Annotated in this window: 13 protein-coding genes; 4 read left to right on the top strand and 9 right to left on the bottom strand. The window is 66.8% G+C overall.

Translation table 11 applies throughout. The features are described 5' to 3' along the window. Positions 1-5: 5 nt before the first annotated feature. Both NA11_RS12705 and NA11_RS12710 read right to left on the bottom strand, forming a co-directional pair. Positions 6-1586 (bottom strand): DUF2142 domain-containing protein, encoded by a 1581-nt coding sequence (locus NA11_RS12705; protein WP_069162044.1) that lies wholly within the window; start codon positions 1584-1586, stop codon positions 6-8. Next, positions 1583-2575, bottom strand: coding sequence for a glycosyltransferase family 2 protein (locus NA11_RS12710; protein WP_069162045.1), 993 nt, complete (start codon positions 2573-2575; stop codon positions 1583-1585). Before NA11_RS12710 ends, NA11_RS12705 begins: the two co-directional genes overlap by 4 nt. A 70-nt stretch (positions 2576-2645) precedes the next feature. Between NA11_RS12710 and NA11_RS47040 the strand changes: the two genes are divergently transcribed. The 3 genes from NA11_RS47040 to NA11_RS12720 all read left to right on the top strand — a co-directional run bounded on the left by NA11_RS47040 (position 2646) and on the right by NA11_RS12720 (position 5354). After that, positions 2646-2777, top strand: coding sequence for a hypothetical protein (locus NA11_RS47040; protein ID WP_281196871.1), 132 nt, complete (start codon positions 2646-2648; stop codon positions 2775-2777). Next, on the top strand, positions 2764-3309 hold the full coding sequence (locus NA11_RS12715; protein ID WP_141717554.1) for a GtrA family protein: 546 nt from the start codon (positions 2764-2766) through the stop codon (positions 3307-3309). The genes NA11_RS47040 and NA11_RS12715 overlap by 14 nt, the downstream gene beginning before the upstream one ends. 128 nt (positions 3310-3437) lie before the next feature. Continuing rightward, entirely contained in the window at positions 3438-5354 is a 1917-nt protein-coding gene (locus tag NA11_RS12720; RefSeq protein WP_069162046.1) for a glycosyltransferase, read from the top strand. A gap of 76 nt (positions 5355-5430) precedes the next feature. Here NA11_RS12720 and NA11_RS12725 read toward each other — a convergent pair whose 3' ends face one another. The 6 genes from NA11_RS12725 to NA11_RS12750 all read right to left on the bottom strand — a co-directional run bounded on the left by NA11_RS12725 (position 5431) and on the right by NA11_RS12750 (position 11446). Further along, positions 5431-6282 (bottom strand): SDR family oxidoreductase, encoded by an 852-nt coding sequence (locus NA11_RS12725; protein ID WP_069162047.1) that lies wholly within the window; start codon positions 6280-6282, stop codon positions 5431-5433. 181 nt (positions 6283-6463) lie between these two features. Further along, positions 6464-7510 carry a ribosome small subunit-dependent GTPase A gene (gene rsgA, locus NA11_RS12730; protein WP_069162048.1) on the bottom strand — a complete coding sequence of 349 codons (1047 nt, stop codon included), beginning with the start codon at positions 7508-7510 and terminating at the stop codon, positions 6464-6466. A 204-nt stretch (positions 7511-7714) separates the two neighbouring features. Then, complete coding sequence (gene glfT1, locus NA11_RS12735) at positions 7715-8776, bottom strand: galactofuranosyltransferase GlfT1 (protein WP_245745848.1); 1062 nt, start codon at positions 8774-8776, stop codon at positions 7715-7717. Positions 8777-8846: 70 nt separating this feature from the next. Then, entirely contained in the window at positions 8847-9686 is an 840-nt protein-coding gene (gene wzt / locus NA11_RS12740) for a galactan export ABC transporter ATP-binding subunit Wzt/RfbE (protein WP_069162049.1), read from the bottom strand. Positions 9687-9696: 10 nt separating this feature from the next. Further along, on the bottom strand, positions 9697-10716 hold the full coding sequence (gene wzm / locus NA11_RS12745; protein WP_084654561.1) for a galactan export ABC transporter permease subunit Wzm/RfbD: 1020 nt from the start codon (positions 10714-10716) through the stop codon (positions 9697-9699). 124 nt (positions 10717-10840) lie between these two features. Next, positions 10841-11446 carry a bacterial proteasome activator family protein gene (locus NA11_RS12750; protein WP_069162050.1) on the bottom strand — a complete coding sequence of 202 codons (606 nt, stop codon included), beginning with the start codon at positions 11444-11446 and terminating at the stop codon, positions 10841-10843. Between the two features lie 250 nt (positions 11447-11696). Here NA11_RS12750 and NA11_RS12755 point away from each other — a divergent pair, with 250 nt between their 5' ends. After that, the gene (locus NA11_RS12755) at positions 11697-12899 is read left to right on the top strand and encodes a cysteine desulfurase-like protein (RefSeq protein ID WP_069162125.1); all 1203 of its coding nucleotides are present in this window, start codon (positions 11697-11699) and stop codon (positions 12897-12899) included. Positions 12900-12910: 11 nt separating this feature from the next. Here NA11_RS12755 and NA11_RS12760 read toward each other — a convergent pair whose 3' ends face one another. Continuing rightward, positions 12911-13888, bottom strand: a complete 978-nt coding sequence (locus NA11_RS12760) for an NAD(P)H-quinone oxidoreductase (RefSeq protein WP_069162051.1) — start codon at positions 13886-13888, stop codon at positions 12911-12913. Between the last annotated feature and the right edge of the window lie 55 nt (positions 13889-13943).

A 13943-nucleotide genomic window follows, 5' to 3' on the forward strand; every position in this document is an offset into this window, starting at 1 on the left:
GGCGATCAGCCCCAGACGATCTCGTAGTACTTCCATGCCGCGCCGACGAGCGCGATCACGGTGGCGACGATGACGGTCACCGCGGGACCGACGGTCGGCGTCCGCCCGGCGATGTTGGTGAGCCGCAACGGCATCCAGCGCAGCAGCACCGCGAAGGCCACGATCGCCAGCGGCACGAAGTAGCGGCCCTGTACGCCGTCGATGATGTAGTAGCCCACCGGCGTGAACGACATGTACAGCGTCACGTAGATCATCGCGACGCTGGCCGCGACGGTCAGCGCGACGAGCAGCGTGCGCCGGAAGGTGGCCGCGGTCATCCGATCCGCGACGCCGATGCTGACCGCGAACGCGAACAGGCAGGCCAGCATCGTCAACGCGGGCACATCGATGTAGGCGAAACCGAGCTCGCCGAAGAACTGGCTGAACCACCGCTCGTCGCGCAGCGCGATGCTCTCGCCGAACACGCTGAGGAAATGGCCTGGGTCGGTGAGGATCCCACGCAGCTGGTCGCCGGGGCGAACCGAATACCATTGGTGCTGCGGCCGCATCAGGCCCATGCCGTCGCCGGTGGGCGCCGCGACCTTCATCCACGCGGCGAAGACCAGCCCGCCCACCGCGGCGAAGAACCACGGAATCGCGCGCTGCCAGCCGCTGAACCCGAAGCGTTGCGCGGGCACCAGGACAACGAGCATCGCGAGCAGCACATAGGTCGGCTTGCTCACCGGCAGCAGGATCGTGGCGGCAAGCAGCGCACCGGTTTCCACGCGGCCGAGCCGGTCGCCGAGGAACAGCGCCTTCACCAGCAGCGCCGACACCATGATCGCCAGCGCGTTGGTCATCGTGTCCGCGGTGACGGTGCCCGCCTGGAACACCGCGATCGGCAGCACCGCGACGGTGAACGCCAGCCACTGCGCCCGGTACCTGCGCAGCGCGTACAGGCCGAAGCCGACGACGGTCAGGTAACTCAGCAGCCCGGCGAGCCTGGTCAGCGCGACCATCCCGGCGACGTCGAGGTCGAACAGCTCGGCAAGTCGAATGCCAACGGCGGCAGGGATATACGGCACCGGCGAGTAGGCGGCGGTGTTGGTGAACCAGACCGGTTCGGTGGCGTCCGACACCGCGGCGCCGCCGAGCCGGTCGTAGGCGCCGGGGTCCTCGACCATCGAGTCCGGCTCGTCCGGATTGGTGGTGTAGTCGCGCAGCGCGTAGCCCATCAGGGCGGTGATGCTCTTCGGCACGTCGCCGCCGTAGGCGACGCCGCGATTGTCGTGGATCTGCTGTGGCAGGAGCCCGCCGTGCGCGACCTGGTAGGCGCGGCCGAACTGGGTGATCTCGTCATGACCCCAGAAGGGCGGCGTGATGACCGTGAACAGCCCGCCGAAGATCGCGACCAGCACGGTGAACGCAACGGTGGCAGGCCCGAGCCGGGCGACAACCCTGCTGCCGAAGCCGCCTACCGAGCGGGACTCGGTCGACGTCGCGGCGGTGTCATCGGGCAGCGCCGTGGTCTGCGCGCCGTTCGTCGACTCGTTCAGTGCCTGTTCGGAATTCGGTGCTGTCGCCGCTTTTTCCGCCGATGCGGTCACGCGCCGGCTCCGCCGGTGCGGGCGTCACCGCCGTTGCCGGTCAGCCGCACGTCCTCCGCGCCCACTGCGGAGTAGCGCAGGTACACCAGCCGCGCCGCTTCGTGCCGCGAGCGCCGGATGCCGTCCAGGATCAGGCCCGCGGTCCAGGCCAGGCTGCCGAGCAGCAGCAACGTGAAGCCGAGGAACAGCGTCGGGAACCGGGGCACCTCGCCGGTGTTGTAGAACTCGACGACGATCGGGATGGAGAGCACGATCGAGACCAGCCAGCTCAGCGTGCCGAACAGGCCGTAGAACAGGACCGGCCGCTCGTGCCTGGCCAGCCCGATGATCAGCGCCAGGATCTTGAACCCGTCGTGATAGGTGCGCAGCTTGGATTCGCTGCCCGCCGGGCGATCACGGAAGCCGACCGGCACCGCGGTCCGCGGCACCCGCAGGTGCAGCGAGTGCACGGTCAGCTCGGTCTCGATCTCGAACTCGCGGGAGACGGCGGGGAAGCTCTTCACGAAGCGGCGGGAGAACACCCGGAACCCGCTCAGCATGTCTTCGACGTTCTCGCCGAACACCTTGCCGACCACGCCGTTGAGCACCTTGTTGCCGGTCTCGTGGCCCGCTCGGTACGCCGAACCGTTCTCGTCCTGCTTGCGGACGCCGAGGATGTGGTCGTAGGGGCCGTCCAGCAGCGTCTTGATCATCAACGGTGCGGCCGACGCCTCGTAGGTGTCGTCGCCGTCGATCATCAAATAGACATCGGCCTCGATGTCGGCGAAGGCGCGGCGCACGACGTTGCCCTTGCCCTTGGTGTGCTCGTGGCGCACGATCGCGCCTGCCTCGCGTGCGCGTTCGGCCGTCTTGTCCGTACTCAGATTGTCGTAGACATAGACAACGATTCCCGGCACGGCGGCCAGCAGGTCGGCAACGACCTTGCCGACGGCGGCCTCTTCGTTGTGGCACGGCACCACTGCGGCAATACGAAGCTCGGTGGAGTCCACCCGGTCAATCCTCGCGATCGGTGGCGAATGTGGGAACACCGGGAGGGTACAGGGAACCGGACCGGAACGCGTGGCCGACCTCACCGCGTTGGCGTTGCGCATTTCGGCCGAGGTGCGCAGGCTCCGAGTTGTCCGCGCCCGTCCCGCCGTCTCCGACGGCTGCCGTGCCGCTCGGGTACCGTCGGGCGGTGCCAACCAGTGAATCGACCGCGCAGGCGGGCGAGACCGTGCCGCCCGCCGACGCCTCGTTCGTCGGGAAGGTAGTCACCGCGCTCAAGCAGGGCAGCGCATTCCTGGTCGTCGGTGCGATCGGGTTTCTCGTCGACGCGGGCACCTACAACCTCCTGGTGTTCTGGGGCGGCGAAGGCCTGCTTTATCACTACCCATTGCCTGCCAAGATCATTGCGATCGTGGTGGCGACGGTGGTCACCTACTTCGGCAACAAATGGTGGACGTTCGCCCATAAGAAAACGGACAATCCGGGCCGCGAATATCTGCTCTACGCCGTTTTCAATGTCATCGCGATCGGCCTGCAACTGGGCTGCCTAGGCTTCTCCCGCTACGTGCTCGACCTGTCCTCGCCGTTGTCGGACAACATCTCTGGCACGCTCATCGGCCAGATCGTGGCCGTGGTGTTCCGCTACTGGGCCTACGACACGTTCGTCTTCACGGGCGCTCGGACACCCGGCGACGGTGCCGAGAGTGGCGCTCCAGCGAATGGTCAGCAACAGTAACGTGACACGGCGGCACCGCGCCTGAGCAGGCAGCTATCGAGCGTGGTTGATATCCTCACCCCCGCCGCGAACGGCATCCAGGGGCGTGTCTGTCCCGTCCGGCACGAGCGACGATTTCGAGGGACTTCATGGATCAGTCGGCTACCCAAGCCGTGACCGAAACGAATGCACGAGCAACGGCCGTTGACGCCCCGGCCACCCTGCGCTCCGACCATCGGGCGCCGGAACGACTGGTGTTGCAGCGGGGCATCTTCACGGGTCCGTCGGCGAAGGTGAGCGACGAGCTGTACGCCGTCGTCAAAGGCCGCGCCCACCGCGAGCGCCAGCTGCTTCGCCTGGACAAGGGCGCATCCGCGCACACCAATTCCTACTTCGGCCGGTTCGCGGCGAGCTACTGGCAGCGCTGGACCACCGTCACCCAGGTGCGGGTCTCGATGGTGCTCGACGTCGCAGCGAAGGCCAAGGTCCGGCTGGTCGCCTCCGATATCGCGGGGCACCGCAGGATCATCGACACCGCGCAGGTCACCGAGAGCGGGCCGTTGACGCTGACCGCGCCGCTCGACCAGTACGTCGACGGCGGCGCGATGTGGCTCGAATTCGATGCCGTCGGTGGCGATCTCGGCATCGCCGAGGTCAGCTGGACCACGGCGGCGCCGGATCACATCCGCCCTGTCGCCATCGCGATCTGCACCTTCAACCGGGCCGAGGACTGCGCGCACACGGTAGCGGCGCTGGCCTCCGACGAGGTCGTGCTCGCCGCGATCGACGCCGTGTACGTGGTGGATCAGGGCACCGACCTGGTGGAGAACCGCCCGCGCTACCAAGAGGTCGTCCCGGTCTTCGGCGACAAGCTGCGCTACATCCGGCAGCCGAATCTCGGTGGGGCAGGCGGTTTCACGCGCGGGCTCTACGAGGTGTCCGCGGCCAACGAGCACGCCGACGTCATCCTGATGGACGACGACATTCTCTGCGAGCCGGAAACGGTGCTGCGGCTCAACGCCTTCGCCAACATGACGGTGGAGCCGACGCTGGTCGGCGCGCAGATGTTGTTCCTGCTCAATCCCGACTACCTCAACGTCGGCGCCGAAGAGGTGCACCTGCAGGACCTGCGGCACGGGCAGAAGGTGCCGAAGGCGTTGCGCAACACCAGCATGCTCAAGCGCAACCAGGAGCGCAGGGTCGACGCGGGCTACAACGCCTGGTGGACCTGCCTGATCCCGGCCGAGGTGGTCGCCAAGATCGGGCTGCCGGTGCCGATCTTCTTCCAGTGGGACGACGTCGAATACGGCATCAGGGCGCGCGAGAACGGTTTCGTCACCGTCACGCTGCCGAACGCGGCGGTGTGGCACGCGGACTTCTACTGGAAGGACTACGACGACTGGGCGCGCTACTTCAGCACGCGCAACTCGTTGATCGTCGGATCGCTGCACACCGATCTGGATGCGAAGGCGATCTCCCGCAAGCTGTTCCGTGAGCTCTCCGAGCAGCTGGTCGCCATGCAGTACGGACTGGTGCACACCACGCTGCAAGGCATCGAGGACTTCCTGAAGGGCCCGAAGGTGCTGCAGGACGGCGGGATCGACGCACTCGCCGCCGCGAGGAGCAGCAGGGCGGACTATTCGGAGACGATCAAGCATCCGGCGTCGACTCCGCCGGTGCGCTCCGGTGACATTCAGTTGCGCCGCGCCAGTGGCGAACCGAGCCGGGTCATCCTGGTGCTGATCAAGCGCGCCATCAACCAGTGGTTCGGGCGCACCCAGCACGGCGTCATCGGTGTCACTCGCGAAGACGCCTACTGGTGGCATGTTTCGCTGTTCGACCATGTGGTCGTCACCGACGCCTCGCAGTCCGGTGTCCGAGTGCGGCAGCGGGACAAGGCACGTGCCCGCAAACTGTTGCTCCGCACCATCCACGTGCTGCGCCGCCTGCGCCGGGAACTGCCCGCCTTGCAGCGCGAGTACCGTGCCGCGGTGCCCGAGCTGACCAGCCGCGCGAACTGGGAACGGTTGTACGGCATCGAAAGCCCGGCCAAGCCGCAGGCCTAGCGAAGGAACGACGAGGGCCTGCCCGCCGACATCGGCGGGCAGGCCCTCGTTCAGTTGTGCTGGGTGACGGGGTCTTTCACAGGAACAGGTCGGTGGTGAGTTCGCCGTCGCCTGGCGTTACCCGGTACTTGTCCAGGTCGGTGATGCCGTGGGCCGCGAGGACATCGTCATCGATGAAGAAGTTGCCCGACGTCGACTTGGCCGGGGACGTGAGCACCAGATAGGCCGCGTCGGCGTAGATGTCGGGGGTGCGCGAGGTGGAGATCATCTGCTCGCCGCCGAGCAGGTTCTTCACCGCGGCGGTGGCGATGGTTGTGCGCGGCCACAGCGAGTTGACGCCGATCCCGTCGCCCTTCAGCTCCTCCGCCAAACCCAGTGTGGTGAGCGACATTCCGTACTTGGCGATGGTGTAGCCCAGTGCCATGCCCGCCCACTTCGGGTCGAGGTTCAACGGCGGGGACAGCGTCAGGATATGCGGATTGCGGTCGGCGGCGGCCGATTCGCGCAGGTGCGGGATGCTCAGCTTGGACAGCAGGAAGCTGCCGCGGCAGTTGATGTCCTGCATCAGGTCGTACTTCTTCATCGGCAGGATGTCGGTCGGGGAGATGTCGATGGCCGAGGCGTTGTTCACCACGATGTCGATGCCGCCGAATCGCTCGACCGTCTGGCGCACCGCCTCCTCGACCGCCTCGTCGATGCGTACGTCGCCGACGAACGGCAGCACCTGGCCGCCCGCCGCCTCGAGCTCGGCCGCGGCCGTGTGGATCGTGCCAGGAAGCTTGGGGTGCGGCGTATCGGTCTTGGCGATCAGGGTGATGTTGGCCCCGTCGGCCGCGGCCCGCTTCGCGATCTCCAGGCCGATGCCACGACTGCCGCCCGACATGATCAACGTTCTGCCCGCGAGCGGCTTGGATCCCGATTCCGTCATTGACCTGCTCCTGTCGTCTGCGCCGCGGGTGAGCTCCCGCGGCCTTACGCACTTCGACAGTAAGCGTAAACCTCGGTTCTATGCAATCAGTTGCATAGGGGTAACCGGCGTGCCCGGGTGCGGGGCGGGCGGCGCGGATCGCCGACCGTGTGCCGCCCACCCCGCGATTCCGGGCAGTGTCTCAGCGTTTGGTGCCGCGAACGCGGTAAGCCTGGCGCTGCTGTTTGGAGATGTCGCGCCAGACGCGCTTGCGCTCGGCTTCCAGCCGCTTGTCCTGGCGCGCCGCCATCCAGGCGTTTTCCTTCGCGAGGCGCTGGTAGCTGTCGAAGCGGCGCTGGGTGAGCTCGCCGCTGTCGATGGCTTCCTGGACGGCGCAGCCGGGTTCGCCGTTGTGTGCGCAATCGGCGAATCGGCACCGGGCGGCGAAGGATTCGATGTCGCTGAAGGTCTTCTCGATCCCTTCGGCGGCGTCCCACAGCCCGACCCCGCGCAGGCCCGGTGTATCGATGAGCGTGCCGCCTGCGGGTAGCGGTCGCAGTTCCCGATGCACCGTGGTGTGCCTGCCCTTCTTGTCCGCGGCCCGAACGGCGTTGGTGGCGAACACTTCCTGGCCGAGCAGCGCATTGGCGAGGGTGGACTTGCCCGCGCCGGACGGCCCGATCAGCGCGACCGTCCCGTCGAGCATGGCGGTCAGCACATCGAGCCCGGCGCCGTTGTTCGCGCTGACGGTGAGCGCGACCGCGCCCGGCGCGACGGCCTGCACCTCGTCGAGCGGGATATGCACTGCCGCATCGGCTTTGGTGAGGACCACGATCGGCTGCGCGTTGCTCTCCCAGGCCAGCGCGAGCATGCGCTCGATCCGCCCGAGATCGACGTCGCCGTCGGCCGCGGTGCAGATCAGCACGGTGTCCACATTGGCGGCCAGCACCTGGGCGTGCGAACGCCCGGACACCGACGAGCGCATGATCGCCGAGCGGCGCGGAAGCAGTTGCCGCACCGCTGGTTCGGCGTCGACGGTGACCCAGTCGCCGGTGCACAGCCCGCTGACTTCGGCATCGGCCCTCGGGCACCGAGCGCGGACAACGCCGTTCGGCGTCGCGACATCACATTCGCTGCGATCCATCCGGATCACCCTGGCGGGGACGCAGCCTTCCTCGATCATCGAGGTGTATTCGAGTGCTACGGCTTCGGTCCAGCCGTATGGAACAAGGAGGTCGTTGTCGACCATGATGGAAGGAATCCTTCGTTGGGCGCGAGCCCAACCAGGGGCTCAGCGAGCGGAGAATGAGGGGGAGTTTCGTGTGGCGGCGTGCGCAAGCACAGCTCGTCCGGACACGACAATCCGCACAGTCGTAGCCACGGTCCACACCTCCTTGCCTCTCTCGCAGTTGCCTCACACCATGGCACGCCCTTCGTGCCGCCCGCAACCGAATTAACTGGGCTTCTTCGGGTCCGGCTTGCCGAACTGCTCGTTGCGGCCGAGGGCGCGCAGCTGGAACCATTCGCGCAGGCCGGCCGGGTCACGCCGGGTGACGAGGAAGAACCAGGAGAAGCGAATCCATTCCTGCGGCAGCAGCTTGCGCATGCCGGGCTGCGACATCAGGTAGCCGCGGTTGCGGTAGGTGAAATAGCGTTTCACCGGGTCATCGGGGTACTGGGTGTGCATCCGGCCGCCGAGGATCGGCTTGAACTCCGCGGCGCCGTTGGGATGCAGGTACGCGGTCTGCAGACAGGTGCCGAAGGGCAGCCCGGAGCGGACCAGCCTGCGATGCACCTCCACCTCGTCGCCGCGCACGAACAGCCGCAGGTCGGGCACGCCGATCAGATCGACCGAGGCGGCGGAGATGAGCGCGCCGTTGAACAGCGACGCGATGCCGGGCAGGAAATCCTCGTCGCCGAGTTCGGACCGCAGCCGCCGCCACACCACACCGCGGCGCAGCGGGAACGCGAGGCGATCCGGTTCGTCGATATCGCAGACCACCGGCGACACCTCGACGAGCCCGTGCCGTCGCGCGCAATCCAGCAGGATGGCAAGGACTTCCGGGCCCTCGGGCCGACCGTCGTCGTCGGCCAGCCAGACCCAGTCCGCGCCCATGCTCAGCGCGTGCAGCATGCCGAGCGCGAATCCGCCTGCGCCGCCGAGGTTGTGCGCCGACCCGAGGTAGGTGACGTCCATCGGCTGATCGCGGACCAGGTCGGCGACCTCGGACTCGTTGGCGTTGTCGACCACGATCAGGTGATCGACCGGTCGTGATTGGGACGCAATGACTTTCAGCGACTCGGCGAGCAGTTCGCGGCGCTTGTGGGTGACAACGACCGCGACGATGAGTGCGTCGGGGTTGGCGTAGGCGGGTGAGCTCGCCGGCTGCGCCACCGGCTCGTCGGCCTTTTCACCGACGGCGGGCACCGTGTCGCCGGAATCCTCCGGCGCGGAGTCGACCTGGGCTTCGGCCCCGGTCTCGATCGGGGTGTCCTGCCCGGTCGGCTCACTCATGCTGTGCCTCCGTGGCATGGGTGGGGGGCCTGCGTGGTTACGCAGGCTGCCTCCTTCGGCCCTGACCCACTCATGCCTGATTCCGCTCCAGTTCTCGTTCGTTGCTCATGGACTGTTCCGCTTCCAATTCGCGCAGCACTGTCGCGACGTGGTTTCCCGCGTCCGGACCCTCGTAGGCCCGCACCACTTCTTCGATGCCGCCACGCAAACGGATCTGTCCGTGATCGACCCACATCGCGGTATCGCAGAGCTGCGCGAGAAATTCGTTGGAATGACTGGCGAATACCAGGATGCCGGATCTGGCCACCAATTTCTGCAGACGCAGCCGGGCCTTCTTCATGAATTCGGCATCCACCGCGCCGATGCCTTCGTCGAGCAGCAGGATCTCGGGATCGATCGAGGTCACCACGCCCATGGCGAGGCGCACTCGCATGCCGGTCGAGTAGGTGCGCAACGGCATCGACAGGTACTCGCCCAGCTCAGTGAAATCGGCGATCTCATCGATCTTGGCCAGCATCTGCTTGCGTGTCTGCCCGAGGAAAAGACCACGGATGATGATGTTCTCGTAGCCGGAGATTTCCGGGTCCATGCCGACGCCGAGGTCGAATACCGGTGCGACTCGGCCGCGGATGCGCGCGCTACCCCGCGTCGGTTCGTAGATGCCCGAAAGCAGCCGCAGCAGTGTCGATTTGCCCGCACCGTTGTGCCCGACCAGGCCGACCTTGTCGCCTTCCTTCAGCGAAAGCGTGATGTCGCGCAGCGCCTCGACGACAACGACATCGGACTGGTTGCGTCCGATCGCGCCGCCGGCTTTGCCGAGGAAAGCCTTCTTCAACGAACGCGATTTCGCGTCGAAGATCGGGAATTCGACCCAGGCGTTGCGGGTTTCGATACTCACATGATCGGTCATCGATCCGCTCCTAAACCCAGTACGGCACGCGCGAACGGAACTGCTTCATCGCGAAGATCGCCACGATCCAGCCGATCACGGTGATGGTGCCGACGATCACCCAGTGATACAGATGCTGGTCGTCGCCGAGCAAAGGTGCGCGGATGATCTCCAGATAGTGGTATGTCGGAATGACTTCGAGCAGTTTCGCACGCTCGCTGACCTGGCCACCCTGATCAACCAGGCTCTTGGTATTCCACATCACCGGGGTCAGCACGAACAGCATCAGCGTGAGACTGCCGAGGATCGGCGTGATATCGCGGTAGCGGGTGCTGAAGATGCCGAACACGATCGACACCCACATCGCATTGAGGAAAAGCAGCCCGAGCGCGGGGATGGCGAATATCGCGGTCCAGTGCAGTTTCTCCCAGACACCGAACGCGACGAGCACAACGGCATAGATCAGCATGTTGTGTGCGAAGAACAGCAACTGCCGCCACACCAGGCGGTAGACGTGCACGCTCAACGCCGACGGCAACTGTTTGATCAGCCCCTCGTTGGCGACGAAGACATCGGCGCCCTCGAGAATGCTCGCGTTGATCACATTCCAGACGATGATGCCGACCGCCACGTAGGGCATGTAGTCCTTGATCGGCTGGCCGAGCAGCGCGGCGTAGAGCAGACCCATCGCGGCCGCTTGAACACCGGTCGCGATGGTGATCCAGAACGGTCCGAGTACCGAGCGCCGGTACCGCTGTTTGATGTCCTGCCAGCCGAGGGAGAGCCACAGTTCACGCTGTCCGAAGCCGACGCGGAAGTCCTTGAATGCCCGCTGAAAGGTCTGCGAATCCGAGCCGATCGGCTCGGTGCTCACCGGCTCGGCGGTCGCTGTGTCGACGGCGGCTTCCTCCGGCACGGCAGGGGCGTCTCCCGTGCTCACGGGATCCTCGTCTGCCGAGCCGTCATCGGCGCGCACCGAGCTGTCGCCGGAGGGATCATCCTCGGGACGCACGGAATCATCTGGCAGAACTTTGCTGTCATCTGAACGCATCGAGCTCTCTTCACGACGCCCCGAACTCTGGTCTGAGTCGGGGCGAGCGGCAGCGGCGGGCACGGTGCCCGAGCCTACCCTTGGATATTGCTACCGACCCGGCTGGCACACGCGGGTCAGCACCTCAGAGGTACTGCCCGGAGCCGCCGGTGACGTGATTGGCCTGGCCGCCGCGGGGGTCCGCCGCGTGGATGCCGGGCGGTAGCGCGCCCTGGCGCATCTGCTCGAGTTGGGCTCGCGCTGCCATCTGCTGTGCGAACAGCGCCGTCTGAATCCCGTGGAACAGGCCTTCCAGCCAGCCGACCAGCTGCGCCTGGGCGATCCGCAGCTCGGCGTCCGAGGGGATGGCGTCGTCGGTGAAGGGCAGCGTGAGCCGCTCGAGTTCGGCGCGCAGTTCCGGGGCGAGGCCCTGTTCCAGCTCGCGGACCGAGGATTTGTGAATTTCTTTCAGCCGATTCCGGCTGGCGTCGTCGAGCGGTGCCGCGCGCACTTCTTCGAGCAGCTGTTTGATCATGGTGCCGATGCGCATGACCTTCGCGGGTTGCTCGACCATGTCGGCCAAAGATTCGCCGGAATCATCGCGGTCGTCCGACTCGTCCTTTTTGTCCTCGTCGGTCACCACCTGTGCGGTGAAGGGCGCGTCCGCTGCGCCCTCCGCGGGGATGACCAACGGGCGGCCGTCCGGTCCGACAACGACGATGTGGTCCGGTGCCTCATCCGATTGCGTCATGGTCCCTATCATGTCGCGTTGCCGAGGAACGCGCTAAACCGGTGTTCACAGGGCGTAGAAGGACCAGGTGCGCCGGGGTTGCCCGGTCCTCGTCATAGCGATGCGGCGGCGTTCTATTCTGTTCGGGTCGTGTGGTTCGGATTTGCTGAAAGTCGGTTGCCATGCTGAGTCCCAGGTCGCTGTGCCCCCGTTTAGTGGCGGAGGGGAACGCGGTTACACAGGCTCGCCCGCTGCCCTTAGAGTGGCCAACATGACTTACGACGTCGCGAGGGTTCGGGGCCTGATACCGTCCCTCGGCGACGGCTGGATTCATCTCGACCCGCAAGCGGGCATGTTGGTGCCCGACGCGGTATCTCGCGCCGTGTCAACGGGATTCCGAACTTCCTCTTTTTCGCATATCGGTCGCAATGGTGCCGCGGTGCGCAGCGCCGCCATTCTGGACGCGGCCCGCGAGGCGGTGGCGGATCTGGTCGGCGGCGATCCGGCGGGCGTTGTCCTCGGCCCCGACCGAGCCGTCCTGCTCGCCTGGCTCGCCGAATCGCTGAGCTCGCGGCTCGGGCTCGGCACCGGCATCGTGCTGTCCCGGCTGGACGACGAGGCGAACGTCGCGCCGTGGTTGCGTATCGCCAATCGCTACGGCGCCCATGTGCGTTGGGCCGAGGTGGAGATCGAAACCTGCGAGATGCCGTCGTGGCAGTTCGAGGAACTGATCGGGCCGACGGCGCGGTTGGTCGCGCTCACCGCCGCCTCGCCGATCGTCGGTTCCGCCCCCGCGGTCCGGGTGGCCGCGGACCGCGTGCACGAGGTGGGTGGGCTGCTCGTCGCCGACGCGTTCGGCGCCGCGCCCTACGCGCTCATCGATATCGACGAGCTCAACGCCGACGTCGTCGCGCTCAGCGCGCCGGCCTGGGGTGGCCCGCAGATCGGCGCCCTGGTGTTCCGTGATCCGGCGTTCCTCGACCGCATTCCCTCGATGTCGTTGAACCCCTACGCGAAGGGCGCCGAGCGGCTCGAGGTCGGCGGGCATCAGTACGCCCTGCTCGCCGGGCTGACCACCTCGATCGACTTCCTCGCCGGGCTGGACGAGCGGGCACGGGGCAGCAGGCGGCAACGACTGGAAATGTCGATCACCTCGTTGCAGGACTACCACGATCAGCTGTTCGAGCACCTGATGGATGTGCTGGACAAGATCCCGAACTTGACCGTGATCGGCCGCGCCTCCACTCGAATCCCCACTGTCAGTTTCACCCTCGCAGGCATGCAGGCCGAGAAGGTCGCGGCCAAGCTCGCCGACAACCGCATCGGCACCGTCAGCGGTGTGCACGGTGGCAGTCGGCTGCTCGACGCGCTCGGCGTCAACGACGAGGGTGGCGCGGTCACCATCGGACTTGCGCCCTACACAACCAAATTCGAGATCGATCAGCTCGGCCGCGCCCTAGTCGCTTTGGAGTGATCCCGCCGGGTTCACACGGTCAAGGTGACCTTGCCGAAGGCTTCACCGGATTCCAGTAGGCGGTGTGCCTCGCCGGCCTCAGCCATCGGAAGTTCCGCGTGGATCACCGGAACCACGCTGCCGTCGGCGACCAACGGCCACAGCTGCCTGCGCACATCAGCGATGATCGCGGCCTTGCTGCCTGCGCCGGTGGCCGGGCGGTTGCGCACGTTGGTGGCGTGCACGGTGCCCCATTTCCGCAGCAGCGCAGCAATATTCAGCTCGCCGACGGCGCCGCCCTGCATGCCGATCACGACCAGATGCCCGAAATTCGCCAGCGCATCGACGTTGCGCGTCAAGTAGGCAGCGCCCATCAGGTCCAGGATGACGTGCGCGCCACCGGATTCGGTCACCGCCGCGACGAAATCATCGGTGCGGTAATTGATCAGCAGGTCCGCGCCGAGTTCCTTGCAGCGTGCCAGCTTGTCGTCCGATCCGGCGGTGACCGCGACGCGCGCGCCGAGGCTGCGTGCCACCTGGATCGCGTGCGTGCCGATGCCGCTACCGCCGCCGTGGATCAGCAGCAGCTGGCCTGCCTGCAGGCCCGCCGTCAGCACCAGGTTCGACCACACGGTCGCCGCCACCTCGGGCAGGGCGGCGGCCGCACCCAGATCCAGGCCGTCCGGCACCGGAAGCAGTTGGGCGGCAGGGGCGACCACCTTCTCGGCGTAGGCGCCACCGGACAGCAGCGCGCACACGCGACCGCCCACCTGCCAGTCGTGCACGCCCGCACCGAGTTCCGCGATCACGCCGGAGCACTCGAGGCCGAGGATCGTGCTGGCACCGGGCGGTGACGGATAGAGACCCTGGCGTTGCAGCAGATCGGCCCGGTTCACCCCGGCCGCCGCCACCTCGATGAGGACCTCGCCGTGGCCTGGCGCCGGATCCGGCGCCTCGGACCACACCATCACCTCGGGCCCGCCGAAACCGTTCAGTTCGATTGCATGCACAGTCCCATCCTGCCCCGCCGGAACGCAGGCCGCGCGCGGGCCGTTTCCACGGATC

It is taken from the genome of Nocardia altamirensis NBRC 108246 (assembly GCF_001612685.1).
GTDB lineage: Bacteria > Actinomycetota > Actinomycetes > Mycobacteriales > Mycobacteriaceae > Nocardia > Nocardia altamirensis.